Source organism: Halorubrum rarum (genome assembly GCF_048380895.1).
Lineage (GTDB): Archaea > Halobacteriota > Halobacteria > Halobacteriales > Haloferacaceae > Halorubrum.
On record NZ_JBLWMN010000022.1, the window covers coordinates 26,994 to 53,809 of the forward strand.

Annotated in this window: 18 protein-coding genes; 9 read left to right on the top strand and 9 right to left on the bottom strand. The window is 64.7% G+C overall.

All coding sequences use genetic code 11. The features are described from left to right. The first annotated feature begins 34 nt into the window (after window positions 1–34). On the top strand, window positions 35–634 hold the full coding sequence (locus ACNSN7_RS13820) for a histidine phosphatase family protein (protein WP_418282883.1): 600 nt from the start codon (window positions 35–37) through the stop codon (window positions 632–634). A gap of 23 nt (window positions 635–657) precedes the next feature. Here the strand turns inward: ACNSN7_RS13820 and uvrA are convergent, their stop codons facing one another. After that, on the bottom strand, window positions 658–3,612 hold the full coding sequence (gene uvrA, locus ACNSN7_RS13825) for an excinuclease ABC subunit UvrA (RefSeq protein WP_418282884.1): 2,955 nt from the start codon (window positions 3,610–3,612) through the stop codon (window positions 658–660). A 317-nt stretch (window positions 3,613–3,929) separates the two neighbouring features. On the opposite strand from uvrA, the gene ACNSN7_RS13830 reads away from it, so the two are divergent. Next, on the top strand, window positions 3,930–4,472 hold the full coding sequence (locus ACNSN7_RS13830; protein WP_418282885.1) for a KH domain-containing protein: 543 nt from the start codon (window positions 3,930–3,932) through the stop codon (window positions 4,470–4,472). A 12-nt stretch (window positions 4,473–4,484) separates the two neighbouring features. Here the strand turns inward: ACNSN7_RS13830 and ACNSN7_RS13835 are convergent, their stop codons facing one another. The 4 genes from ACNSN7_RS13835 to ACNSN7_RS13850 form a co-directional block, all read right to left on the bottom strand. Beyond that, window positions 4,485–5,570 carry a hypothetical protein gene (locus tag ACNSN7_RS13835; protein ID WP_418282886.1) on the bottom strand — a complete coding sequence of 362 codons (1,086 nt, stop codon included), beginning with the start codon at window positions 5,568–5,570 and terminating at the stop codon, window positions 4,485–4,487. 72 nt (window positions 5,571–5,642) lie between these two features. Next, window positions 5,643–7,559, bottom strand: coding sequence for an MSCRAMM family protein (locus tag ACNSN7_RS13840; protein ID WP_418282887.1), 1,917 nt, complete (start codon window positions 7,557–7,559; stop codon window positions 5,643–5,645). Between the two features lie 6 nt (window positions 7,560–7,565). Then, on the bottom strand, window positions 7,566–9,008 hold the full coding sequence (locus tag ACNSN7_RS13845; RefSeq protein ID WP_418282888.1) for a hypothetical protein: 1,443 nt from the start codon (window positions 9,006–9,008) through the stop codon (window positions 7,566–7,568). 7 nt (window positions 9,009–9,015) lie between these two features. Then, entirely contained in the window at window positions 9,016–12,177 is a 3,162-nt protein-coding gene (locus tag ACNSN7_RS13850; protein WP_418282889.1) for a tubulin-like doman-containing protein, read from the bottom strand. Between the two features lie 275 nt (window positions 12,178–12,452). Between ACNSN7_RS13850 and thsA the strand changes: the two genes are divergently transcribed. Together thsA and ACNSN7_RS13860 are read left to right on the top strand one after the other, a co-directional pair. Next, window positions 12,453–14,099 (top strand): thermosome subunit alpha, encoded by a 1,647-nt coding sequence (gene thsA / locus ACNSN7_RS13855; protein ID WP_418282900.1) that lies wholly within the window; start codon window positions 12,453–12,455, stop codon window positions 14,097–14,099. Between the two features lie 226 nt (window positions 14,100–14,325). Beyond that, on the top strand, window positions 14,326–14,976 hold the full coding sequence (locus ACNSN7_RS13860; RefSeq protein WP_418282890.1) for a M48 family metalloprotease: 651 nt from the start codon (window positions 14,326–14,328) through the stop codon (window positions 14,974–14,976). A gap of 765 nt (window positions 14,977–15,741) precedes the next feature. Here the strand turns inward: ACNSN7_RS13860 and ACNSN7_RS13865 are convergent. The 3 genes from ACNSN7_RS13865 to ACNSN7_RS13875 all read right to left on the bottom strand — a co-directional run bounded on the left by ACNSN7_RS13865 (window position 15,742) and on the right by ACNSN7_RS13875 (window position 19,510). Then, window positions 15,742–16,506, bottom strand: coding sequence for an IclR family transcriptional regulator (locus ACNSN7_RS13865; protein ID WP_418282891.1), 765 nt, complete (start codon window positions 16,504–16,506; stop codon window positions 15,742–15,744). Between the two features lie 147 nt (window positions 16,507–16,653). Continuing rightward, window positions 16,654–17,799, bottom strand: coding sequence for a 2-methylaconitate cis-trans isomerase PrpF family protein (locus tag ACNSN7_RS13870; RefSeq protein ID WP_418282892.1), 1,146 nt, complete (start codon window positions 17,797–17,799; stop codon window positions 16,654–16,656). Window positions 17,800–18,121: 322 nt separating this feature from the next. Then, window positions 18,122–19,510 carry a CapA family protein gene (locus ACNSN7_RS13875; RefSeq protein WP_418282893.1) on the bottom strand — a complete coding sequence of 463 codons (1,389 nt, stop codon included), beginning with the start codon at window positions 19,508–19,510 and terminating at the stop codon, window positions 18,122–18,124. 92 nt (window positions 19,511–19,602) lie between these two features. Here ACNSN7_RS13875 and ACNSN7_RS13880 point away from each other — a divergent pair, with 92 nt between their 5' ends. Then, window positions 19,603–20,781: a PrpF domain-containing protein gene (locus tag ACNSN7_RS13880; RefSeq protein WP_418282894.1), complete on the top strand. Its 1,179-nt coding sequence runs from the start codon at window positions 19,603–19,605 to the stop codon at window positions 20,779–20,781. A 79-nt stretch (window positions 20,782–20,860) separates the two neighbouring features. Here the strand turns inward: ACNSN7_RS13880 and ACNSN7_RS13885 are convergent, their stop codons facing one another. Next, window positions 20,861–21,835 (bottom strand): aminopeptidase, encoded by a 975-nt coding sequence (locus ACNSN7_RS13885; protein ID WP_418282895.1) that lies wholly within the window; start codon window positions 21,833–21,835, stop codon window positions 20,861–20,863. Between the two features lie 286 nt (window positions 21,836–22,121). On the opposite strand from ACNSN7_RS13885, the gene ACNSN7_RS13890 reads away from it, so the two are divergent. The 4 genes from ACNSN7_RS13890 (at window position 22,122) to ACNSN7_RS13905 (ending at window position 26,495) form a co-directional block, all read left to right on the top strand. Further along, window positions 22,122–23,099: an aminopeptidase gene (locus ACNSN7_RS13890; RefSeq protein ID WP_418282896.1), complete on the top strand. Its 978-nt coding sequence runs from the start codon at window positions 22,122–22,124 to the stop codon at window positions 23,097–23,099. Window positions 23,100–23,269: 170 nt separating this feature from the next. Then, window positions 23,270–24,301 (top strand): Bug family tripartite tricarboxylate transporter substrate binding protein, encoded by a 1,032-nt coding sequence (locus ACNSN7_RS13895; protein ID WP_418282897.1) that lies wholly within the window; start codon window positions 23,270–23,272, stop codon window positions 24,299–24,301. 106 nt (window positions 24,302–24,407) lie between these two features. Then, window positions 24,408–25,004 (top strand): tripartite tricarboxylate transporter TctB family protein, encoded by a 597-nt coding sequence (locus tag ACNSN7_RS13900; RefSeq protein WP_418282898.1) that lies wholly within the window; start codon window positions 24,408–24,410, stop codon window positions 25,002–25,004. After that, on the top strand, window positions 25,005–26,495 hold the full coding sequence (locus ACNSN7_RS13905) for a tripartite tricarboxylate transporter permease (RefSeq protein WP_418282899.1): 1,491 nt from the start codon (window positions 25,005–25,007) through the stop codon (window positions 26,493–26,495). The last annotated feature ends 321 nt before the right edge of the window (window positions 26,496–26,816 follow it).

Sequence of the window (26,816 nt, forward strand, 5' to 3'; positions counted from 1 at the left end):
AAACCGGTATCACGCTTCGGCCCGAACCGCCGCCGTGACCGAGACGCTGTTCGTCCGACACGGGGAGACGGCGTGGAACGCCGAGGGACGGATCCAGGGGTGGGCTCCGGTGCCGCTCTCCGATCGGGGCCGTACGGAGGCCGCAGAGGTCGGTGCGTCGCTCGCTGCTCGGCACGACGTCGATGCGGTCGTCAGCTCCGATCTGGTTCGCGCGCTCGAGACGGCCGAGGCGATCGCCGACGCCGCCGACGTCGACGTCGAAACCGACCGCCGGCTCCGTGAGCGCGATTTCGGGAGCTACCAGGGGCTCCGATCGACCGGCTTCTTCGAGCGTTTCCCCGAGATGGACCTGCTGGAGAACGGCGCGGACGCCGCGGCGTACACGCCCGAGAGCGCCGAGAGCTGGCTCGACGTCCGCGAACGCGTGCTGGCCGCGGCGGACGACCTCCTCGATCGGGAGGGAACCGTCGTCGCCGTCACGCACGTCAACCCGATCCGCCTCGTCGTCGGCGAGGCGCGCGGGTTCGACGTCGTCCGCGCGCTCACGGACCTCTCGTTCGACAACTGCTCCGTCACGGCGGTCGATGTCGCCGACGGCGTCGTCCGCGAGAACGGGACGGATCACCGCTCGTGAGCGCCCGTCGCGGCCGCCCCGACTCAGTCGTCGCTCGCGGCCTTGGCGGGCTTCCGGCGATCGCTCCGTGGCCCCTCGACGTCGACGTCCGGAAGCAGGTCCCGCAGATAGCGACCCGTGTGCGAGTCATCGTCGCGGGCGACCGCCTCCGGGGTTCCGCTCGCGACGAGTTCGCCGCCGCCCTCGCCGCCCTCGGGACCGAGGTCGATCACGCGGTCGGCGTTCTTCACGAGGTCGAGTTCGTGCTCGATGACGGCGACCGTGTTGCCGCCGTCGACGAGTCGGTGGAGCACGTCGATCAGCTTGCGCTCGTCCGCCTTGTGAAGCCCCGTCGTCGGCTCGTCGAGCAGGTAGAGCGTGTCGCCGGTCGCCTTCTTACCGAGCTCCTCGGCGAGTTTCACGCGCTGGGCCTCCCCGCCCGACAGCGTCGTCGACGGCTGGCCCAGTTCCATGTAGCCGAGTCCGACGTCTTTTAAGAGCTTGAGACGGCGCTGGAGCCCCTGATGGCTCTCGAAGAAGTCGTACGCCTCCTCGACGCTCATGTCGAGGACGTCCGCGATGGTCGCGCCCTTATACGTCACGTCGAGCGTCTCGTCGTTGTACCGCGCCCCGCCGCACTGCTCGCAGGGGACGTACACGTCCGACAGGAAGTTCATCTCGATCTTCACGGTGCCCTGGCCGCCGCACTCCTCACAGCGCCCGCCCTTCACGTTGAAGGAGAACCGGCCCTTCTCGTAGCCGCGGCGCTTGGAGAGCTTCGTCTCGGCGAACAGCTCGCGGACGTAGTCGAACACGTCCGTGTACGTCGCCGGGTTCGACCGCGGCGTTCGACCGATCGGCGACTGGTCGATGAGCCGCACCGTCTCGATCGACTCGATCCCCTCGATCGCGTCGTGGTCACCGGGGTCGACGCTCGTGTTGTCGTTCATCTCCCGCACGAGCCCTTTATAAAGAACGTCGTGTATCAGCGTCGACTTCCCGGAGCCGGAGACGCCCGTGATCGCCGTGAGCGTCCCGATCGGGATCGGGACGTCGAGCGCTTTCAAGTTGTGCTGGCGGGCACCCCGCACGACGAGTTCGCCGTCGGGCTCGCGGCGCTCCTCGGGCACCGGGATATCCTCGCGCCCGGCGAGATAGTCGCCCGTGATCGACCCGTCGGTGTCGACGATCTCGTCGAAGTCGCCCTGTGCGACCACTTCGCCGCCACGCTTGCCGGGGCCGGGGCCCATGTCGATGATGCCGTCCGCCCGACGCATCGTCTCCTCGTCGTGTTCGACGACGATGAGGGTGTTTCCGAGGTCGCGAAGCCCTTCGAGCGTGTCCAACAGCCTGTCGTTGTCGCGCTGGTGGAGCCCGATGGAGGGCTCGTCGAGGACGTAGAGGACGCCGACGAGCCCCGACCCGACCTGCGTGGCGAGTCGGATGCGCTGGCTCTCGCCGCCGGAGAGCGTCGACGCCTCCCGATCGAGCGTGAGGTACTCCAGCCCGACCTCCTCCATGAAGCCGAGCCGGGCGCGGATCTCTTTTACGATCTCCGTTGCGATCGTCGTCTCGCGCTCGGTCAGCTCCGCTTCCAGTCCCTCGAAGTGACGGCGGGCGTCGCCGATCGACATCCGGTTCACCTCGTCGATCGACGTGCCGGCGACGAGCACGTGGCGCGACTGCGTTTTCAACCGGCTCCCCTCGCAGGCCGGGCACGTCGTCACGGCCATGTACTCCTCGATGTGCTCGCGGGTCGACTGCGACTCCGTCTCAACGTGGCGTCGCTCCAGGTTGGGGATCACGCCCTCGAACCGCTTTTCCTTGCGGCGGGTTCCGTTCTTCGTCTGCCGCTCAAATACGACCTGCTCGTCCGTCCCGTAGAGGAACTGGCGTTTGACGTCGTCGTCGGTCTCGGCCCACGGCGTCTCGACGGAGACGCCGAAGTGGGCCGCCACGGAGTCGATCCGGGTGCGGTAGTACGAGCGGGAGTACGACCACGCCTCGAACACGTCCTTGAGCGGTTTCTCGGGGTCGACGACGACGAGGTCCTCGTCGACCTCCTTCGTCGAGCCGATCCCCTCACACTCAGGGCAGGCCCCGTACGGGCTGTTAAACGAGAACGAGCGGGTCTCGATCTCGGAGAACTGGAACTCGGAGTTGGGGTTGCCCAGCTCCTCGGAGAACTCGACGACCAGTCGGTCGTCGCCCTCGGCGTCGGCCGCGAGCGACCCGGTCGACCGCGTGTTCGACGCGAACGGCACGTCCGCCGGCGGCTCCGGGACGATCAGTTTGAGCGCGCCGTCGGCCTCGGTTAACGCGGTCTCGACGGAGTCCGTGAGTCGCGAGCGAGCCCCGGGGGCAATTTTCACGCGGTCGACGATCACGTCGATCGTGTGGTCGTAGTTCTGGTCGAGGTCGGGGTCGTCGAGGGTCAGATCGACGGGCTCGCCGTCCACTTCGACGCGGCTGTAGCCGTCGGAGACCAGCTCCGCGAAGAGGTCCTCGAACGCGCCCTTCTGGTCGCGAACGACCGGTGCGGCGATCTTCGCGCGGGTCCCCTCGGGGAGTTCGAGGATCTGTGCCACCATGTCCTGTGCGGACTGCTCGCCGACCTCCTCGCCGGTGATCGGGTCGTACTGGGTACCGATCCGGGCGTACAGGAGGCGAAGGTAGTCGTGCAGTTCGGTGACGGTGCCGACCGTCGATCGGGGGTTGTTGGCGGCGTTCTTCTGGTCGATGGAGATGGCCGGTGACAGCCCCTCGACCGCCTCCACCTTCGGTTTGTCCATCTGTCCAAGGAAGTTCCGGGCGTACGCCGACAGCGACTCGATGTACCGGCGCTGTCCCTCGGCGTACACGGTGTCGAACGCGAGCGACGACTTCCCCGACCCCGAGAGACCGGTGACGACGGTGAACTCCTCGCGCGGGATCCGGACGTCGAGGTCCTTGAGGTTGTGCTCCTCGGCTCCGCGGACCTCGATGTAGTCCTTGCTCATCAGTTATCGCCCGGCGATCCACCGGTGATTCGCGTGGTTGGTAAACGAGCCATTAGTTATTGGATGGGTGGGGCTGAGGACACTTATCCTACCGGTTGTCGGGTGTGAGCGATACGCCGATGCACTCGGTCTCCGCCGTGTCGAACTGCAGCGTCTTTCGGCGTTCAAGGGGAGCCGTCCCGGTGGCCGTCGTGTGCCGGCGTCTCCGTTACGGTCGCCCCGTGATACCGCGGTAGCGGCCCTCATACGTCCCCGCGTCGGGGTCACCGTGTCCCTCGCGGAACACGTTTAAAAGGCTCGGACGGATACCGATGTGTATGCAACACGTGACGGTTCCGCAGGACCGCATCGGCGTCGTGATCGGTGCCGGAGGCGAGACCTTACGCGAGATCGAAGAGCAGGCGAACGTGCGGCTCGACGTCGATTCGGAGACCGGCAGCGTCGCGGTCGAGGAGTCGGGCGATCCGGTCACGGCGATGGTCGCGCCGGACGTGATCAAGGCGATCGGTCGAGGGTTCAAACCCGAAACGGCGCTGTCGATCCTCGATCACGACCTCCGAACGCTCGAACTGATCGACCTGACCGAACACACCCGTAACGACAACGACCTCCAGCGCAAGAAGGGTCGGATCATCGGCGAGAGCGGCCGAACTCGGGAGCTGATCGAAGAGCTCACCGGTGCGAACGTCGTGATCTACGGGACCACCGTCGGTGCCATCGGCGGCCCCGAGGAACTGCAGGTGGTCCGCCGGGCGGTGGGGATGCTCCTCGACGGCGCACCCCACGGCGCGGTGTACTCGTACCTCGAACGCAAATCGAACGAACTCAACGACGACGTGAGCTTCGACGTGCCGCAGTGACGTCGAGAGCGCTCACTGACAGCTAGCGAACCCCACGGCGGCCAGCCGCTCCCGGTACTCGATCGCCGATCGATCCTCGAACCGTCGCGTTCCCTCGCCGTTCCACACCGCGAGCAGGAGCAACAGTCCACCGAGACCACCGCGGAGCGACGCGTCGCGATGGAGTCGAGCGAGGTCGCCCGTGGAGCCGTCCCGCAGTGCTGCCATATCGTCGCCCACGACGTCGCTGACGGAAGCCGTCACGGTCGCGTCTCCCGGCGGTCGGAGCTCGGACAGTCGCTCCGGCGGCGGATCGCCGTCGAACGTCACGGTCACCTCGAGCCCGCCGACCAGCGCGTCCACGGGCGCGTCGTCCACCGTCGCCGCCGCGGCGGCGTATCCATCTCGCGCCTGTCGGTATCGGATCCGGGCGAGGGTCCGTTTCCCGTTCGCGTGTGCGGCGACCGCCGTGTGAAACGCTCGTTCCACCTCGGCGAGATCCGCTCGAAGCTCGGCTCTGACCGCCTCGAGCCGTCGGAGCGACTCGACGCGCTCGCCGACCAGTTCGATCGCGTCGGCGACGTCGTCCCCGTCCGCCCGCTTGTATCGGTCGATTGCCGTCTCTAACTCGGCGATCGCCGTCTCGACATTCCCGTCTTCGCGTGCGTCGTCGGCCGCCGCGACCGCTCGCTCGGCCCGCTCTCGGGGGTCGGTTCGTCGCTCGGAGCGGTGCTCCGGGAGGTCGACCCGTACCGGTACGCCGCCGAACAGCTCTGCGAGTCGGTCGGCGAACCGGTCGGGAAACTCGCGGATCGTGAACTCGATCGCGGTCGATTCGAGAACGATCTCAAATCGAACGAGCGCGTCGTCCGTCTGCTCGAACCGGAACGCCTCCACGTCCTCCGGCGAAACGACCCGTCCACGGGTGTCGACGAGACCGCTCCGGACGATTAGGATCCGATCCGAGGTGACCGCGATCGCCGGCCCCGACCGGAACAGCCCGCCCTCGGTGACGACCCCACAGCGGAACTCCTCGCTGTTGCCGATCGCGTCGGACAGATACACCCGAACCGCATCGGGAAACTCCTCCGGCGTCGAAACGTGCGTCTCTTGTGTCATGACGTGATCATTGGTGACCGCTACGAAGCGGTCGTGGTAGCTTGGATATCGAAGTCAAGACGCCAAACGACGTTACTCCGACTCCAGTCTGATATCCGCTTCGCGTGTCTCGCCGGGCTCGAACTCCCGCGTCAACGTTTCGTTCTCCCAGCTGTTCACCTCTACCTCGACGGTGTGTGCAACCGGATCGAGTCCTTCAAACTCGAAGCTGGCCGAGGCGATGTCGGACTTTTCGTCGACTTTCTCATCATCAACGAACAGTTCGACTGATGCACCGGTGATCTCGGAATCGTCGTCCGCGTCCCGAACGACCCCGCTCCACGACGCCTGCGCGTCGAGTTCGAAGTCCTGCGTCACGGCGTCTCCGTCGAGCGTCACCGACTCGCTCTGCTCGGCGAACCCGCCGGCGTCGGCTGTCACCTCGTACTCGCCACGAGCCAGTTCGAGCTCGTAGCGTCCGTCGTCGTTCGTCTCGACCGTTTCGGTCTCACCGGCGTCGTTCTCGGCGGTGACGGTCGCTCCCTCGACCGTCTCACCGTCGCTGCCGTTTCGGACCTCACCGGAGAGAACGGTGTGGCCCTCCGCGAGTTCGATCGTCATCGGCTCCTCGACGGTAGCCTCGACGGTGCCCTCCTCGTAGCCGTCCGCGCTCGCCCGCACTGTGTACGTGGCGTCGGGATCGTCGACCTCGAACGTGAACTCGCCGCCGGTGGCGCTATCGATCTCGGCGTCGTCATCATCGTACAGCGTCACGCTCGCGTCTTCGACGGGCTCTCGCGTCTCCGCGTCGACGACCTCGCCGGACACGGCGTCGTCCGACGATACCGGCGTGAACTCGACTGGCTCCCCGCCGGGCGAGACGTCGTCCATCTGTTCGTACTCGTGTTCGCTCGTCTCGACGCGCAGCGTGTAGTTGCCGTCATCGAGGTCGTTGAACGTGAAGTTCCCGCCCTCGTCGGTCGTCTCCTCGTCGACCGACCCCCTCTCATCCAGCAGTTCGACCGTCGCGTTCGCCACTCCTCCGGCGTCGTCGCCGTCGACGTCACCGTCGTACACGGTCCCCTGTATCGTGTCGCCGCCGGCGGCGAACGGACCGAAGCCGAGCATTCCAGCACCGAAGACGCCGCCGATGAGTACGAGCAGCGCCACCGCGGCGATGGCAACGTACTTTCCGACCTCCGCGGAGAGGAGCTTCTGCTTCCGACTCGTGGGACCGGACACGCTTCCGATCGAGGACGATCCGCCGCTCGACCCTTTGAGCGCCGGAACCCGACGAGTGACTCGATTCCGTATCTCCGAACTCGACAGACCGTGGTCCCGCGAGAGCGCCTGCACCGCGTCCTCGATCCGACCGATCTCCTCGTCGATGAACTGCGTTCGGAGCGACTGCTCCGTCCGCTCCCAGCGACTCTCAGTCCCCCCGAGCGGTTCGATTCCGGCGTGACCGCCGGTGACGATGGCCAGATCGAACTCCGACAGGGAGTCGGTGTTCGCCGAGTCGGTGATCGCGACACGAGAACACGCGTCCGCCATCTCCCGTATCAGGCCGACGGCGGTGCTGGCGTCCCTGACTCCGACGTTCGCAAGCGACCCGGACCCGACCATCTCGCGGAGAACGCGCCTGTCCTGATCGCTTCCGGGTACGGTCGCGTCGTTCCGTGTCACCGCACGGAACACGCTCATCTCCTCGGAGGTGTCGTCTATCGTGTATCCCCACTCGGACTCGACGCGCCGTCTGAGCGCGTCGTCGAACTCGTCGATGGGATTCGACGTTCCGTGGACGGTGTACTCCGCGTAGAACTGCTCGCTTCGGGCGTCACGAGTCTCTCGAGCACGGAAGAAGGCGGTGATGCGCGTCTCGCCGACCGACTCGACCGCGAAGCGGACGCCCGCGTAGAACTGCTCTTTTATCCGCTCGTTCGTTCGTCCCGTCCCGCCGCTCGGGGAGTACTCGTTCCCTTTCGTGTCGTATATTCGTAGTGATGGCATGCGTTGTCACCCCATTTTCTCGAGGAGTTCGTCGAACCCCACGGTCTGTACGTTCCCGTTCCGGTCACGCATCGGGACCCGCTCGCCGTTCTCGTTCGTCGTGGTCTGGTAGTACACCGGGTGGATCTTCGAGCCCGACGTGTCCTGAACGAGCGTCCGAACGGCCTGGTTGTTCTCGATCAGCGTCTCGTTGACGAACTCCTGGAACTCGTCGAAGTACTGGTGTGCCTCCAGCGCCTGCGTGTTGCGGAACTCCTCGGCGAGGATGTCACATTTGGTCGCGACGAGGATGACGTCCTTGTTCGAGGCCGCGTTCAGGATATCGAAGTACGGCTCGATCTCCAGCGGCTCGTTGTTGTGGTACCGCTCGACGTCGATGATCAACACCAACGTGTTGGCGCTGCGGACCCGCTGTGCGAGCAGTCGCACGGTCGAGTTGTCGATCTCGTCGTCCGCGCTCATCAACGCGTTCGGGAGCTCCTCGAGGTACTCACCCGCGTAGTCGAGACTCGACAGCTCGATGTTCTTCGGGAACACCCGCCCGTCGATGAAGCGGAACTGGAGGTCCTCGACGTCGGTCGCCCCCGTCGAGTCGAGCTTCCATCCGGTGTCCTTCGAGGCGGCGTCGAGTGCCCCCACGAGCTCCATGAGGTCGCTGCTCGGGTTCAACGGGGTGTCAGCCTCGCGGCCGACCGCGTCGTCGAGCGCCGCGAGGTACTTCCCGACGAGGAATAGCGACTTCCCCGATCCCGGCGGCCCGAGAATGAAGAAGCTCTCGGAGGCGTCGTACGTCACGAACTGGCGAAGCGTCACGACGAACACGCCGGCCATCACCGTGTTTCGCCCGATGCTGTCCCAGTCGATCTCGACGCCGGGGTTCGCGGCCTGAACTTGGACCTGATCGCCGGCGATCTGGACGATCTGCGGGAGGTTCACGTGGTACTCGATCAGTCCGACGACGACGATGGCGCTCACGAGGTAGAACAAAAGCGCCGCGGAGCGACGGAACTCCAGTGCAGTCGCCGTCCGCACCTCAAGCAGCTGTCTGCCGCCGCCGCCGACCGCTCCGACGACGAACCCGGAGAGGATCCACAAGACGTTGTCGGTGAAGTCGATGTTCGGGATGAACAGCCCGATCGAGAGGAGTCCGATCAGCGCCGAGAGGGTTCCAAGCCAGAGTAGCAACCCCTGCACGCGCTTTTTCGGATCGAGCGTCAACAGCACCAACAGCCCGAGATATCCGCCGAACATCACCGACGAGAACTGCTCGAGATCGACGGATATCAACGGGTTGAGCGACCTGACTAGCGGCTGAACGATATCCGACGTCTGCCACGCTTCGCCGAGCACTAAAAACAGCGGTCCGGCGACGATGACCATCACTACGAAGTAGACGACGAGAAGCACCTTCTCGCCGTTGTCTTCAAGAAACTCTCCGATCGAACTCATCTACCGATCACTCCCCCCCCTCGGCGGGGATGTCGGCCTCGGCGTCGTCCGCGGTGAACTCGACGACCTCGCTGTACTCCTCGAGCAGGTCGTTTCTGATCTCGGACTCATCGCGCAGGAAGAACTCGACGTCGTTCGGGTTCTCGAGGTTCAACACCTCATTTCTGCGGACGTAGTACCCGTCCTCGAGACCGAGCGTGTGGTGGACGAGAATGTCGGTGTCGTCCGACTGTTCGCGTGAGCGGTACCCCGTGTGGTACCCGTCGGCCTCCACCTCCGCCCGGAGGTTGTCGAGGAAGATCCCGTCGATGAAGATGCCGAGCCCGACGTCCCAGCTGTTTCCGGCCTCGACGGGGAACGACGCGAAGTTCTCGCTTCCCGCACCGAGATTGAACGCGCCCTGGAACACGGGTTTCAGATCCGCGACATCACCGATCTGATTGATCGCCTGGCTCATCACTCCCACGACGATGTTCATTTCGTTGTACCGGGCGCGGTCGCTACTGATCCGTCGTTTCCGGATCCCGGTGTACTTCGGATTGTGCGCGTTCTTCGCGAGCTCCTCGAGCGAGCCCCGGAGGCGCTGTCGTTCCGTATCGTCATCGAACAGCTTGCTCTCCGCGATGTCGGCGTCGTCACGGAGCTGGAGGATGTCGTGTGGTTTGATGGTTTTCACGTAGCTGTACTCCTCCGTCTCCGTCGACACGGACGTCTCTCGGCTCTCGTTGTAGTTCTCCCTGAGCCGTCGGTACTTCTCCTGTGCGGACAAGAACAGATCTCGCGGGCCGTTGAGCTCCTCGAACAGGTTGACGGTCGTCTCGTAGAGATCCGCCTTCCGTTCGGCTGCCGCCAGTTCGGTCTCCAACTCGTCGCGGCGTTTTTCGACGTCGTCGGTCTCGACCGCCTCCTCGGTGACCAGTTCCTCGAACGTGTGCATCAGTTCGGGGAAGTTCGTCCCGGCCTCCAGGTCGCGCTCGATGTCGCTCATCGCGACCGAGTGGTCCTCCTCCAGTTCGGCACGACTCTCGTTGAGTATCTTGCGCCGACGCTCGACCGCTTCGTCCTCGACCAGCCGTTCGAGGCGGCTCGCGGAGAACTCGGGTTCGACGGACAACGAGCTTCCGGCTCGCGACATCGCGAACACCTCGTTGTCGTCGAGCTGGTTCCGCTTCATTCGGTAGTTCTTCTGTGCCTGCTTGCGCTCCTCCTCGCTGGAGGTGTCCCACGGGAGGATCGACTCCAGCGTCCCCTCATCCTCGTTCATCCGCAGGAACGACCGCTTCGCGTCCGTGAGGTCCGCGAGCGACGCGTTGATCCGACGTTCCACGTCGGTGATGTCCATCCCGACCGACTCGAACTCCTCGGACAGCGTACTCAACGCGTCCCGCACCTGTCCGTCGTTGATGGCTTCTATCTGGTCGTCGGTCTCCGCGTTCTCCACCTCTCGGGCAAACGTCTCGAGCGCCATCTCGAGATCGTTCGTGACGCTCTCGATCGGGATCGACCGGCATTCGTTGTACTCCTCGTACAGCGGCCGGACCGTCCGCTCCCACTTTTGTACCCGCCGGTCGACCTCGTCCTGCTGTTCGCGTTGTCTCCGCTCGAGCTCCTCGACGGCGTCGTCGCGGTCCGATTGGAGCCGATCGCGCCGATCGGCGGCCTCCTCGAGTTTCGCCTCCAGCTGATTGAGCCGCACTCCCGCGTTGATACCCTCGTCCTCCAGCGCGAGGAGGTAGCTGATCGTGCTCTCGACTCTGTTGTCGTCGATCGCCCGCAGCCGGACGAGCAGGTCCTTTCGGTGGGCGATCCGGCTGAGCTCCTCACTGATCACGTCGCCAAGCTGTTTGTCGATGCTGTCGACGAACTGTTCACCGTCGGTGCTGACCTCGGCGGTTCCCGCGCGGATCGATCCGCCGATGACTTCGATCTGCTCGATGATGTCGTCGCTTTCAGCCTCCGCTTCCGAGATGATCTCCCGGTAGATCGAGACGGACTCGTAATCGAGCTCGGTGAACAGGTCGAGCTCGATCAGCGACTTGACGTTTCCGAGCCGCGTCTCCAGGTCGGTACGGTCGGAGTCGTGAAGCTCGCCGTTCATCGCGTCGGGACTCCACTCCCGCGAGAGGAACCGGTCGATACCGGCGTAGATGTCCTCTTCGGCCTCGAGTGCGTCCTGTTTCGCGTTCAGGATCTCCTTCGTCACCGACTTGGCATCCTGTATCGCGTCGACGTTGTATCGGAGCACCTGCGGGATCCCGATGATGAACGGCGCGTACGAGGGCGTGTCCGCGAACGGGTCCTCCATGTCCATCATGTTGTAGTACGTCGCGATCAGATAGATCGCGGCACGGTCGAACTCGACGAGTGCGTCCGAGCTCTGGAGGATGTTTGCCTTCTTCCCGCCGAAGCCGGTCGGATCGATCGGGATCAGGATCCGATCTTTGAACAGATCCTCGTTCTGCAGGCTGAGGTGTTCGAGCTCGGAGAGGGCGGCGTGGGCGTTCGCGTTCTCGGCGTCGCCCTCGTCGTCGTTCGGGAGCACGCCGAACAGCGTTATCTCGGCGGTCCGCTGGGTCCGCTTCAGGTGCTCGACGAGGTCGATGAAGATCCCGGAGCCGGAGCCGCCACCGAGTCCAGCGATCACCGCTACCTTGCCGCGGTCGGGAAGGTCGATCGCCGTACGAACGTCGTCGTCCTCGGCGTACGCCTTGTAGTAGAGCCCCTTACCGAGCCCGCGCTTCCGGACGACACCGGTTGCGAAATCGAGGTTCTCGTTGATGAACTCCGGTTGAAGCCACCAGTTCTCCTCGTTCATCCCGACGCCGGACGCGATCCGTGGCACGACGGACTCGCCGATGAGGTCGTTCTGATCGTGTAGCTGAACGTTCCGGGTGAGCGGCAGGTACTCGATGGTGATCTCGCCCGGTCGTCCGGAGCGGTCCTGTCGGAGGCGGTCCTTCGTCTCTTGGATCTCCGCTTCGATCTCTCGAATGCGCTCCAGATCGCGATTCTCCTCCTCTTCTGCGGTATCGATGATCGTCACCGTCAACGACTCGGGGTTCGGTCGGGGTCGAAGCACGGCCTCCTGTACCCAGTCGGCACGGAGGAGTTCGTACGTTATCGCCTTTCCAGCCCCCCCGACTGCAAAAATCCTACTTGGGAGATTCATACTGACAACAGACTCATTATAACAGTTGTCAATAAATTATTCGATAATTGGATCTTACTTTGATATATTGAGGCCGAAACACGGGCCGTTCCGCCGCTATCGTCCGCTCCTTCAACCGTGTCGATCCGTATTTAAATACCATGCGGGTATGACACACACTACCGTGTATTCTCCCCGTGCTGCGGTTCCGTACGACGTGTTCAAAAGGTTTATATAGAATCACAAACAATCAATGAGTGATTATGTCTCAGCGACAGCGGATGGGCAACCAGCCAATGATCGTACTCTCCGAGGAATCGCAGCGCACCTCCGGGAAGGACGCTCAGAACATGAACATCACGGCCGGCAAGGCTGTCGCGGAGTCCGTCCGCACCACGCTCGGCCCGAAAGGTATGGACAAGATGCTCGTCGACTCGGGCGGCTCGGTCGTCGTCACGAACGACGGTGTCACCATCCTCAAGGAGATGGACATCGACCACCCGGCGGCGAACATGATCGTCGAGGTCGCCGAGACGCAGGAGGACGAGGTCGGCGACGGCACGACGTCCGCCGTCGTCGTCGCCGGCGAGCTCCTCGATCAGGCCGAGGAGCTCCTCGATCAGGACATCCACGCGACCACGCTCGCGCAGGGGTACCGTCAGGCCGCCGAGAAGGCCAAGGAGATCCTCGACGAGGAGGCGATCGACGTCTCCACCGATGACCGTGACACGCTCGTCGAGATCGCCGCCACGGCGATGACGGGCAAGGGCGCGGAGAACGCCAAGGACCTGCTGGCGGAGCTCGTCGTCGACGCCGTGCTCGCGGTCGCCGACGAAGACGATATCGACACCGAGAACGTCTCCGTGGAGAAGGTCGTCGGCGGCTCCATCGACGAGTCCGAGCTCGTCGAGGGCGTCATCGTCGACAAGGAACGCGTCGACGAGAACATGCCCTACGCGGTCGAGGACGCGAACGTCGCGCTGTTCGACGGGGCGATCGAGGTCAAGGAGACCGAGATCGACGCCGAGGTCAACGTCACCGACCCCGACCAGCTCCAGCAGTTCCTCGACCAGGAGGAAAAACAGCTCCGCGAGCTGGTCGACCAGCTCGTCGACGTCGGCGCTGACGTCGTGTTCGTCGGTGACGGCATCGACGACATGGCCCAGCACTACCTCGCACAGGAGGGCATTCTCGCCGTCCGCCGTGCGAAATCCGACGACCTCAACCGACTCGCCCGCGCGACCGGCGGCCGCGTCGTCTCCAACCTCGACGACATCGAGGCGGACGACCTCGGCTTCGCCGGCTCCGTCGCCCAGAAGGACATCGGCGGCGACGAGCGCATCTTCGTCGAGGACGTCGAGGAGGCCAAGTCCGTCACGCTGATCCTCCGCGGCGGCACGGAACACGTCGTCGACGAGGTCGAGCGCGCCATCGACGACTCGCTCGGCGTCGTCCGCACGACGCTGCTCGACGGGCAGGTGCTGCCCGGCGGCGGTGCTCCCGAGGCGGAGCTCGCCTTACAGCTCCGCGACTTCGCCGACTCCGTCGGCGGCCGCGAGCAGCTCGCGGTCGAGGCGTTCGCCGATGCGCTGGAGGTCATCCCGCGCACGCTCGCCGAGAACGCCGGTCTCGACCCCATCGACTCGCTCGTCGACCTCCGCTCCCGCCACGACGGCGGCGAGTTCGGAGCCGGTCTCGACGCGTACACGGGCGACGTGATCGACATGGAGGCCGAGGGCGTCGTCGAGCCCCTCCGCGTGAAGACGCAGGCCATCGAATCCGCCACCGAGGCGGCCGTCATGATCCTCCGCATCGACGACGTCATCGCGGCCGGCGACCTCAAGGGCGGCGGCTCCGACGACGGCGGCGACGAGGAGATGCCGCCGGGCGGTGGCGGCATGGGCGGCATGGGCGGCATGGGCGGTATGGGCGGTGCGATGTAAGCGCTCGGTAGGACACGCTTACACACCCCCGAACTTCCCGTCGTATCGCCGTTCGATCAACTCCGGATCGCAGCCGATCTATCGCGGATCGCAGTCGACCCCGAACTGACGTTTTCGTTCTCGGCTCACATCGATCGGTCGTTCCCGCTCACGTCGACCGGAGACGTCGCCATGCGCCGAGAGCGATCGCGCCCTTTTAACCGTCCGCGACCCGCGTTCTCGAACGATGCTTCCGGTTGTCTTCCTCGTCGTCGTCGCGGTCGTCGCGTTCCTCGCGGTCGAGGTCGGGCCGTTGTACGTCAACGACCGCTTCCGCGACCTTCGAGACCCGACGGACCCCGAGCGAGCGTATCTCGACCGGCTCCGCGGCGAGGCCGGACTCGACGTCGAGCGCGTCGCCGTCGTGGAGACCGAAGGGGTCGAATCCGTCGACGTCGCGGTCCGTGGCCCGCCTCGTCGGCAAGTGCTGTTCATCACTGATTACGTGCTCGACGGGATGCCAGAGGACGTTGCGCTCGGACTGATCGCCGCGGAGGCCGGTCGCGTGCGAACGTACTACGGCGAGTTTCGGGCGGTCGCCGTCGCAGCGGTCGTGGGCCTCCTGGCGGCGATCGTCACGACTATCGTCCCGTTCGACTCCGGGTTCCTCTCCGTGATCCTCGTCGGCGTCGCCGCGTTCTGGGTCGGGCGACGGGTGCAGTACGTCGCCGACGACCGCGCGGCCGACGCCGTGGGTGCGGACCTGGTCGCGAACGCCTTCGAGCACGTCGCCGACCTTCGAGGCGTCGAGCCGGAGACCGGCGACTGGTCGACGTGGTTCGAGGTCCAGCCCCCGCTCGGCGACCGGATCGCGCGACTTCGTGAGCGGGGGGAATAACGACGCGACGCCGTGATCGGACCCGGATCGTGGTCGGGATCGATCGGAGTCGGACCGCGATCGCGATCGTTGGTGAGCGGTTCACTCCCTCGCCGCATTGCGACGATCCGGTCGTTCTCGGTCTCCGATCAGTCCCGTGACCGACGGCGGTGTACGTGCACACCCCTCGGTTCGCATTTCCCTACCTCTCTGTATATATAATATACTGTATAATACTGGGATACTACTATACTATGATATGATCCTCGATATTTGATTGGCTACTATATAGTATATGTTCGAGCGGTTTTTATCTTCTAACTACCAACTCTAAACTAATATCATATCATATATCACTGGAATTCACAAATTCGAACCGTTTATTCTTCCTTGATTCCGATTCTTATCGGATATAATTATATTCTTGTTTTATTATGTGTACTGCATGCACTGACCGTAGCTGGATCGTCTCCGATCGATCGAAGCTCCGTTGAACCGCTTCCCATTACAAATCTATTGGTGTCGCTTTCCCCGCACGTTGGTACTGAATGTCCGTTTCTTTATCCCGTATTACGGGACACATTATCGATCGATCCTTTCGATTATCGTGATGGTACGCGGAGATCGCGCCGTTGTTCGGTGCTCTCGTCGTTCATCCGAACAATCCTTCCCGTGATGCGGGATGGCCGATCACGGCGTCTTCGTGAGCGGTGGCCATCCACCACGGCGTCTTCGTGAGCGGTGGCATCCGCGAGGGCGGCGATTCCCGGGACACTGAGCCGAGGGTTACAGGTACTCGATGTTCAACTCTATCTCGTTGACGGTTCCCAACAGGAGTTCCGGGATCTCTTGGCGGAAGTACTTGCCCGTCAGGCGGTTCGCCGGCCCCGACACGCTGATCGCTCCCAGTACCGTTCCGTTCGTGTACCGAACGGGAACACCGACGGCTCGGAGTCCGGACGTCGACTCCTCGTCGTTAAACGCGTATCCCTGCTCACGAACCACCCGTAGCTCCTCGTCGAGTGCCTCCCGCTCCGGCGTCCCGATCTCCGTTTCGGGGTCGTCCGCCGCATCGAGGATCCGTTCGGAGCGCTCGGACGGGAGGTTCGCCAGTATCGCCTTCCCGGCCGCACTCACGTAGAGCGGGCCGCGCTTTCCGATCGTCGCGTCGGTTTTGACGGCGTCTGGCCCCGCGTGCGTGTACATGTACACGCGATCTCCGTGCTCCTCCGTGATGAACTGGGCGCGCTCGGCCGTCTCCTCGCTCAGCTGTCGAACCTTCCTGTTTATCAGTTCGTTTGCGGGAAGGTCCTCCCGCCGTCGGCCGCCGTGGGTGAGAAATTGGAGACTTAGTTCGTACTCGTTCCCGTCGACGACGACGTATCCTCGTTGGTGTAGGGTAGTGAGATGTCGATGCGCCGTACTCGTTCCGATCCCGATGGCGCTCGCGACGTCGTCGATGCTCGCCGATTTGACTCGGTGGAGGTATTGTACGACGTCGAGCGTCGTATCGACCGATTTGACCCGTGATCGCTCCGGCGCGTCAGTCATATCGCCACGGACGGGCTCATGTGTTATAATTGTCCCGCATCGCGGGAAATTCTGCTTAGTCGTCGAGGACGCCCCGCTGGTGTGCCGTTCGCGTTCCGATCGTCGTGTTCGCGGATGGAACGCCGGGTCGGCTCCTCCGTTTCTCGACTATTCCGGCCGATAGTAGCCGTTTCCGTCCATCAGGCGACGCTGCGTGCGGTACACGGTCACCGACTCGACTTCGGGAACGTCCCGGTCGACCGCCGCGGTCGCCGCCATCGTCCCCTTCGGGTGCCCAAGCGTCACCGTCGATCCGGGATCCGATGCGACCTCGTTCGGGATCGTGCCGGGGATCTGCGCCGCCGCGGACGTACACGAGACGCCGGTAACGGCGTACACCGGGTGCAGCTTCCCCATGCTCATGTATCTCGCCGTCAGATCGATCTCGTCGGCCGCGACGTCGCCGCCCTCGGGTGTCGTGTAGTCGGTCGGCGGTGCCACGAACACGAGTTTCGGATATCCGGGCGTCTCGATCGACGCGTCGTCCGGGTCGTCGACGAATCCGAGCTCCACGGCGACCGTTCCTCTGATCCGTTCGAGTCGTTCGAGCAGCTCCTCGTCGCCGTCGATCTCCGCGCGCCCCTCCGTCGCCGTAAGCCCCAGATCCGCCGCGCGAACGAACGCGATCGGCGTCGTCACGTCGAGGACGGTCGCCTCGAGGGTCTCGCCGTCGACGTCGAGATCGATCGTCGGGCCGCCGAGCGGGAACAGCCCGTCGGTCATCGCGCCGGCCGGATCATGGAACGTCGTGTCGATCCGTGCGCCAGTTCCCGGAACGCCGTGGATCTTGAAATCGCCGACGCTTCCCGCGCGTCCGTCGACCAGCGGGACCGTCTGTGTGATCTCCGCGTCCGTGTTCGTGTTGTACAGTTCGATGGTGGTTTCCTCGGCGGCGGCATCGACGGGAACCATTCCCTCGTCGACGGCGAACGACCCGATCGCACAGGTGAGGTTTCCGCAGTTACCGCCGTAGTCGACGACCGCCTCGTCGACGGCTACCTGTCCGAACGTGTAGTCGACGTCGATCCCCTCCCGGTCGCTCGGGGAGACGATCATCAGCTTCGACGTCGTCGACGTCGCTCCGCCGAGCCCGTCGATCTGCCTGTCGTCCGGGCTGCCGAACAGCGAGAGAATAACCTCGTCCTGATTCTCCTCCGGCAGGTTCGATCGGGGAATGAACACGCCCTTGCTCGTTCCGCCACGGACCAGCGAACACTCGATCGCCTGCTGGTCACCGACGGGCTCGGGCGTCATTCGTCCACCTCCGCGTGTTCGGGCTCCATCGCCTCCGCGCGTCTCGACGGCTCTTCCACATCGATTCCACGGCCGGCGACGGCTCGATCGGTCACGGTAGTCATCCTTACCGAACTCTCCCACGGCACCGACATAGACGTTTCGTCCGCGGACGACTCCGAGGGAGACGTTTCGTTCGCGGAGGACTCCAAGGGAGACGTTTCGTTCGCAGACGACACGCTCGATCGAGACCGTCCGTGAGGCGACCCGCGGGCTGGGAGCCGACGTGGCGTTCGAGGCGGTTGGCGGCGATCAGTCACACGCGACGTCCGGCGACGACCGCCTACAGCTCGATGACGCCGACCCCGTCGTCGACGCCGATTTCGGTCTCGAACGGCTCCGAGAGGGCCGCCAATCGGGCGAGGATCGCTTCCGCGTGGTCGCCCGTCGCGAGCGCCGGCGTTCCCCGCCTCGGCAACGCCCGATCCTGTCCGAGCGAACACGGGTACAGTCGCACCGACGCGAGGTCGTCGCCCTCGAACGCACAGACCGGGACGACCGTCTCCCAGTACTCGTCCCGGTCGAGGCTCCCCGCCGGCTCACCGTCCTCGTCGCGGTAGCGCGAACGGAACAGCGCCGCCGGATCGGTCGCGTCGTCGACGCCGTAGTAGTCGTAGCTCTCCGCCGGCAGCCGCTCGATCGTCTCGGTCTGGTACGCGAGATTTCCGAGCGAGTAGAAGATCGGCCGCCCGCGATAGATCTCCATCCCGCGAAGGACGTGCGGTCCCGTCCCGACGAACAGGTCCGCCCCGGCGTCGATGCAGTCGCGCGCGAACGACCGGAGGAACGCAGGGGTTTCCGCGGTGTTCCGGACTCCGCCGGGCGCTTGGTGGCTGTGGAGGCTCGCGATCGCGTGGTCGGACTTCGCCGCCGCCGCGGCGACCGAATCGAGGTACGCCCGACGGTCGGCCGTGAGCGGCTCGAACCGTACCGTCGGTCCGTCCGTTCCGCCGTCGTCGACCGCCTCGAAGAACGCGTGCATGAACGGCTCGTACGGCCGGTCCTCCCAGTCGGGGTCCTCGCGAACCAGCCACGTCTCGTGCAACTCGTCGAGGCCGAGATCCGCACGCAGCTCCCGGAGCCGGTGGAGCTGTTCGGCGGTCGCGCCGTGTATCCACCGGAGATGGAGCGGGTTGATCCCCGTTCGTCCCGGATGGGCGGGCGAGGCGGGCCCCGCCTCGCTTCCCGGCGCGATGCTCGTGTTCGCGGCGACCAGCCCGATCCGACCGCCGGGGGTGTCGACGTACCCCGGTCGTCGCGCGTCCGCGAGGGTTTCGCCCATCCCCGCGAACGGGAGGTCGCGCTCGCGGAGGGCGTTCATCGTCGAACGCATCCCCTCCCGCCCGTAGTCGAACGAGTGGTTCGATCCCGTCGCGAACAGATCGAATCCGAACTCGGCGAGCTCGTCGAGCACGAACGGCTCGGCCCGCATCAAGATCCCCGCGAGCGGGCTGAGGTACTGGTACTGCGACGGAACCGGCGGCAGGGGCGTCGCGGACGCGTCCCGCTCGGGAAACACGACCTCGAGGTTCGCCACCGCCGCGTCGGTGGCGTCGATCACGGTTCGTAGTTCGTCGATCCGCCCGTTCGACTCGGCGTACGGCATGAGGCGACGGGTGACGATCGCGTCGCCCGCCGCGGCGATCGTACACGTCGATCCGGTAGTATCCATACCGACCGCTCGATGCGACGCGCTAAGACGTTTTCGCGGTCGTCCCCGGGTGGATCGGGTGGGCTTATACCTGACGCGAGCCATCGGCACGCATGGTTCAACACGACTCGCGGCACCAACGCGGGGTCGACGGGCACCTGATCCGCGGCGGGACGAGCAAGGGGTTCTTCGCGTCGAGCGCGATCCTCCCGACGGACCCGACGGCGCGAGACGAGTTCGTCCTCGAACTGTTCGGCTCGCCGGACCCGCTACAGGTCGACGGACTCGGCGGGTCACACACCCACACGAGCAAGCTCATGCTCGTCGACGCCGCCGACCGTGACGACGCCGATCTGGCGTACCGGTACGCGCAGGTCGGGATCGAGAACCCGACCGTCGACTGGGACGGCAACTGCGGGAACCTCGCGAGCGCTGTCGGCGTCTACGGGATCCTCGAGGGACTCGTCGATGCGACCGAACCGACGACGACGGTACGAATCTACAGCGAGAACACCGAGTCGATCCTCGAGCAGGACGTCCCCGTCGTCGACGGTGAGCCGACCCCGTACGGCTCCTGTCGGATCGACGGGGTTCCCGGGTCGGGCGCGCGGATCCCGACGCGGTACCTCGATCCCGGTGGCGGCATGCTCGGATCGACGCTCCCCACCGGGAACGCGACCGACGAGCTCTCCGTCGACGGCGAGACGTACACGGTCTCCGTCGTCGACGCGACGAACGTGACGGTGTTTCTCCGCGCGGCCGACCTCGGACTCGACGGGACGGAATCCCCGACGGAGCTCGCGGAGCATGAGGGGCTCCTCGAACGCCTCGAACGGATCCGCGGCGCGGCCTGCGTCGAACTCGGCCTCGTCGACGACCCCACAGACGCGGCCGACGAGCGACCGACGATGCCGTTCATCGCCGTCGTCGCCCCGCCGCGCGGGTACACGACGACGGTCGGGTCGACGGTCGATGCCGGCGACGTCGACGTGGTCGCGCGGATGGTGTCGACGGGGCATCCACATCACGCCTACGCCACCACGGGTGCGATGTGTCTGGCGGCCGCGACGCGGGTGCCGGGAACGATCACCGAGTCGGTCGCCCGCGGCTCGGGTGATGCGGTCCGCATCGGCCATCCGAAGGGGACGATCCGGATCGGGGTCGAGGCGAGAGGCGACGAGGAGTTGACGGGAGACGACAAACCGACCGTCATCGACGCCGTCTCCATCGACCGGACGGCGCGGCTTCTGATGAGCGGGACGGCGTTCGCTCGGGATCCCGATCGAGTGTAGGTTCCGATCGAGTGTAGGGGTCTCGGGTCCCTCCTCGGTCGTCGCGTGGATCGTCGAAAAAAGCGGACCGATCGGTGGCTTACTCGAAGATCGACTCGACGAGTTCGCCGTCGTCGACGACGACCTCGCCGTCGAGTCGGACGGTCGGCGTCCGGACGACGCCGTCGAGGTGGATGTCGCTTTTGAGGGTGCCGCCGAGCGACTCGTTGTCGCCGACCGCGAAGTGGACCGTTCCCGCCCGCTTTTTGTCCTCGGCGAGGTTGCCGATGAGCTTTGCCTCCGGGTTGGTTCCGATCGCGAACTCGGCGATGTTGCCCGCGTTCTCGTCGTTCTCGTCGATGATCCGGCGGAGCTCGTCGGCGTCGTCGCCGCCGCGGACGTCGCTGACGAAGCCGTCCTCGACCACCAGGGTGATCGGCTCGTCGACCTGTCCGAGGTTGTCCATCGAGACGTCGATGACGATCTCGCCGTTCGCCGTTCCCTCGGCCGGGTGGGTCGGGGCCTCTCCCGGCGGGAGCGTCGCGAACCCGTAGTTCTCGTGGTAGTAGCCGTCGAGCGAGAACGCCGAGCAGCCCTCCAGGCTGAACGTGATGTCGGTGCCCTTGTCGCTCGTGACGTGTGCCTCGGTGGCGGCGTCGAGGACGTCCCGGACCGCCTCCGTCCGGCGACGGAGCTCCTCGAAGTCGACGCTCATCGCGCCCTCGACCATCATGTCCTCGGTGACGCTGCGGAGGATTCCGAAGCGGGTACCGGCCTCGGCGGCCTCGAGCCGGGATCGAGTGTGCGTGATCGCGTGGCTCGTGCAGGTGAACGCGACGTCCGCGGCCGCCATCGCCTCCGCGACCGTCTTCGGCGGCTCGTTCCCGTGGCTGTCGAGAAGCGGCATCGTCGTCGTGATCGCCTCCGCACCCGCGCCCGCGGCGGCCCGCGCGATGCTCCGTGCGACCCGTTCCTTTCTCGCGTCCGCGATGACGAGGACTTCCTCGCCGGGCTGGACGTCGAGACAGTCCTCGACGATACCACGTGCTGCTGCCGCCATTTCGACGTCTAACATTTCGGATCGATCGACCATTGGGAACCACATAAAAACATCGGTGGGAGCCGCTCACACGGTAGATCGTTCATTCCGGCCAGCCGTGTCGGCCATTACCGACCATCCGTGTCAGCCAGCCGTGTCGACCATCCGTGACGCTCATCCGTGTGGACCGATCGCACGGACCAGTACTCGATGGGAACTGCGTTCGCGAACGGGTCACAACCGCTCTCGTCGTCCGGCGCGATTTCCATCACGGTCGACCGTTTCAGGAACGTATTTGTATCCGCCTGTGTGATATCTATGCATGGATTCCGTCCAAGAGATGAAGGGAGCGAGTATCGTCGTCGACACCTGTGCCGCGATCGAACCCGACGAGGACGTCCTCGTCGTGACCGACTGGCAGGTCTCGGACGTCGCCGAGCGCGTCGCCGCCGCGGCCAACGAGCGCGACGCCAACGTGACGATGGCGATGATGGAGCCTCGCGAGTACGACGGCAACGAGCCCGAGGACACGGTCGCCGCCGCGATGATGGAGGCCGACGTGATCATCACGCCGGTTCACCGATCGATCACCCATTCGAGCGCCACGGCGGAGGCGAAAGAGAACGGCGCACGCGTCATCAGCATGGTGAAGTTCACCGACGAACAGCTCGTCCGTGGCGGGCTGTACGCCGATTACGAGGGAATGCGCCCCCACTGCGAGGAGATGGCCCGCAAGTTCACCGAGGCGAGCGAGGCTCGCGTCACCTCACCGCAGGGAACCGACGTCACCGTCGACCTGGAAGGCCGTGACGGTAACGCCCATCCGGGGATCGCGGACGAACCCGGCGAGTTCACCGCGCTCGTTCACATCGAGTCGAACATCGCACCGGTCGAGGGCGGTACCGATGGGACCGTCGTCTTCGACGGCGCGATCCCGAACCTCGACATCGGCGTGCTCGAGGAGCCGGTCAGAATGGAGATCGAGGACGGTGCGGTCATCTCCGTCGAGGGCGGGAAGGAGGCGAAGACGATCGAGCGCGTCTGGGCGGAACACGACGATCCGGCCGTCTACAACATCGCTCAGCTCGCCGTCGGTATGAACCCCGAGTGTCCCGAGTTCAACGGCTGGTTCTCGAACGATCACGGCCGCTACGGCAACGTCCACTTCGGGATCGGAACCAGCAGCAACCTCGGCGGGACGACCCGTGCACCCGTCCACTTCGACGCGATGATGGCCGAACCGACGCTCGAACTCGACGGCGAAGTCGTCGTCGAGGACGGCGACTTCACGTTCTTCTGAACGTCGACTCGGAAATTTAAAACCCTTACTTTTCGGCCCGTATTCGGCCGTGGATTCATCACTCGTTTCGTCCAGTACCTCATCGTTTCGTTTGTTACCAAAACGCTGTCACCACCGCGGAATGCGTACCAACAGATTCAAATATGTCTATGTCTACTATCAGTTGTACAATGGTAGACAATAACGATCGATCGTCCGCCACTCGCCGCGATTACATCAAATACACCGGTGCTGCCTCCGCAGCAGCGTTTACCGGTCTCGCTGGATGTCTCGGCGACGACGACGGGGAATACCCGAACGACGACATCACGTACATCATCCCGTTCTCCGAGGGCGGGGGTACCGACACGTATGCGCGACAGTTCGTCTCCCACTGGGCGGACGCGCTCGACACCAACATCGCCATCGAGAACGTCCCGGGGGCCGCCTCGCTCCGCGGAACCGGACAGCTGTACAACTCCGATAACGACGGCTACACGATCGGCGGGTTCAACCCACCGTCGACGCCCGTCTCCGCGATGGTCAACCCGCCGGACTACGACATGACCGAGCTCGAGGGCGTCGCGACGTACGCTCGGACGCCGTTCGTCGTCGTCAGCAACCCCGACTACGAGATCGAGGACTTCTCGGACATGCTCGACCGCTACGCTGACGACGAGCTGGAGATCTTCTCCGGCAAGGAGCGCGGTGGCGTCGACCACGTGCTGGCGCTGCTGATGCAGGGCAATGACAGCTACGACCACCAGTGGGACCGGTACGTCGGCTACGACGGCTCCGGCCCCGCGGTGCAGGCGGTCATCTCCGACGAGGTCCCCTGTGCCATCAGTACCGACACCGCCGCCGCCGGTGCGGCGGAGGACGGACGCGTCGACGTCCTCGGCTGTCTCTCCAGTCAGGGATCCGAAGTGTTCCCGGACGCCCCGACCGTGACCGACCTCGGCTACGACAACATCGACTTCCTCGGACAGCTGGTCCGCGGGGTCTTCGCGCCGAACGGGACGGACCAGGAACAGATCGACATCCTCTCCGAGGGGCTCGAGACCGCGCTGCAGTCCGACGAGGTCCAGCAGTGGTCCGAGGACACGGGGAACGTCGTCGAATACGGTGGCCCGGAGAGCGCGGGCAACGCGGTCGCCGACGCGTTCGAGCAGATCCCCGAGAACGTCGACCTCGAGGAAGTCCGCGAAGCCGCCGACGAGTAGTCGACGCACCGCGCGTCGCCGTCGGAGCATCGCTCGTTTTATAAACTGACCCGCGGCCGAGAGACCATGTGTATTAATAACGATCACGATCCAGTACCAGCCATAGATGTCGTTTGAAACACTGTACCGTCGGGCGTACGAACGGTTCGACCAGGAGACGTTTCTCCTCGTCGTCTTCGCGTTCGCGTCGGGCTTCGCACTCATTGAAACGTTCCGGTTCGGTATCAGCGGAGCCGCGCGGTTCCCGAGGCTCACGGCGTCCGTCGTGTTCATCGGCGCGTTGCTCCTGTTGTTCTCGTCGTACCTGCCGGAGTCGCTCCGTACGGCCATCGAGGAGTCGCCGGAGGTGTTCCAGGCGGATGAGGAGTTCGAAGAACGGCAAAGCGAGGCCGAGAAGCGGCACGCTGAGACGATCGACGAGGAGGAACGGGAGGCGACTGATATCTCCACGGTCGGTCGACCGATACACGACTCGGTGTTCGGTGCCATCATCGTGACCCTGTACGGCCTCGTCGGGTTCACGGTCGGTATCCTCTGGGCAACGCCGCTTTTCGTCGTCGCGTACGGCTACTGGTTCAAGCTCCCACGATACATCACGGCGATCCTCACCGTCGCCGGCTTCGCCATCGCCTACGGGTTCATGACGGTGCTCGGCGTCCCGCTTGACCGCGGCGAGATACTGCTCACGGACGGGGTGTTCTGAATGAGTGCACTTGCCGCACTGTTCGAGGCCGGGGAGATCCTCTTCACCTGGCCGACGCCCATCTGGGTGATCATCGGGCTGACGCTCGGTATCATCGCCGGCGCGCTCCCCGGGATCGGCTCCGCGCTGGGGATGGCGATCATGCTTCCGCTGACGCTCCCGCTCGGGCCGATCAACGCTATCATCCTGCTCGTCAGTATGTACAGCGGTGCGATGTACGGCGGGAGTATCGCCGCGATCCTGGTGAACGTTCCGGGGACCGGTGGCGCAGCGGCGACGACGTTCGACGGGTATCCGATGTCGAAACAGGGGCGGGCCGTCGACGCGCTCTCAATGTCCGCGACCGCCTCCGCGACCGCCGGGTTCCTCTCCGTGCTCACGCTGCTTCTCATCTCGCCGATCCTCATCGAGGTCGTGTTACTGTTCGGCTCGCCGGAGTACTTCCTGATGGCCATTCTCGGCCTGTCGATGATCACCGTCGTCGCGGAGGGGTCGATGATCAAGGGGCTCGTCGCCGGTGCGGCCGGCCTGCTCATCACGACGATCGGGATCGCACCCAACTCGCCGGAGCTTCGGTACACGTTCGGCAGTCTCGGACTGTACGACGGGATCGACTTCATCGCCGCGCTGATCGGCATGTTCGCGGTCGCCGAGATGCTGAAACTCGCCGGGCAGGAGGGCGGGATCGCCGACCAGGAGATCGACCTGTCCGGGAGCGTCTTCTCGGGGGTTAAAGAGACGTTCACGCACCCGGTGACGCTCGTCAAATCCGGCTACATCGGAATGCTCATCGGCGCGGTTCCCGGTGCCGGTGCAACCGTCTCGAACTTCCTCGCGTACGGGGAGGCGATGCGGAGCTCGAAGGACCCGGACGCGTTCGGGCACGGCGAACCGCTCGGCGTCATCTCCAGTGAGGCGTCGAACAACGGGACGATCGGCGGGTCGCTCATCCCGACGATCTCGTTCGGGATCCCCGGAAGCGGATCCACTGCGGTGCTGCTCGGTGGCCTGTTGATGCACGGGCTGCGACCCGGTCCGCAGCTGTTCGAGGCCGACCTCCACATCACGTACGCGTTCCTGCTCGCGCTGCTGATCGGGAACGTGTTCATCATCCTCGTCGGCGTGTTCGTCGTCACGCGGCTCGCCAAACTCACCCAGGTCGACACGCATATCATCATCCCGATGATCTTCGTGTTGTCGATGGTCGGTGGCTACACGCTTCGGTCCAACTGGGTCGACGTGATCACGGTGCTCGGGTTGGGATTCCTCGGATACATCATGGTGAAGGAGAACTACTCCATCATCGCGTTCGTGCTCGGCGTCGTGTTGGGGCCGATCGCCGAGGAGAACCTGATCCGATCGTTGCAGATCTCCGACGGATCGTACCTGATCTTCGTGACGAAGCCACTGTCGCTCATTATCACGGCGCTCATCTTCGTGATCCTGCTCGGGCCGTACGTTAAGCCGGCACTCGAAGAACGGTTCGCGTAGCCGACTGCGCGCGCTCCGTTTCGTTCTCTTATCGGTTCGCTCCGTGAAGTGGCGTCCGCGACGGGATTCGACGTCGAGGCTCTCGTGCTCCCGTTCGCTTCGCTCTCGGAATCGCGATCCCTTTTAAATGGCTCTGCTGGAATCCTTCCTATCAGACATATCGTTCCGATCGCGATCAGTACGGACACTGCGGCGATCGATAACGGGAGTGAGTATTGCAGTTCGTCGGTCGCGACATAGTATTTAAATGGCCGTGAGTAGCGGCGACGGACGCTTATAAACGAACGACGCGGTGGCGCGTGCCTCCGAGCGCCCACCAGG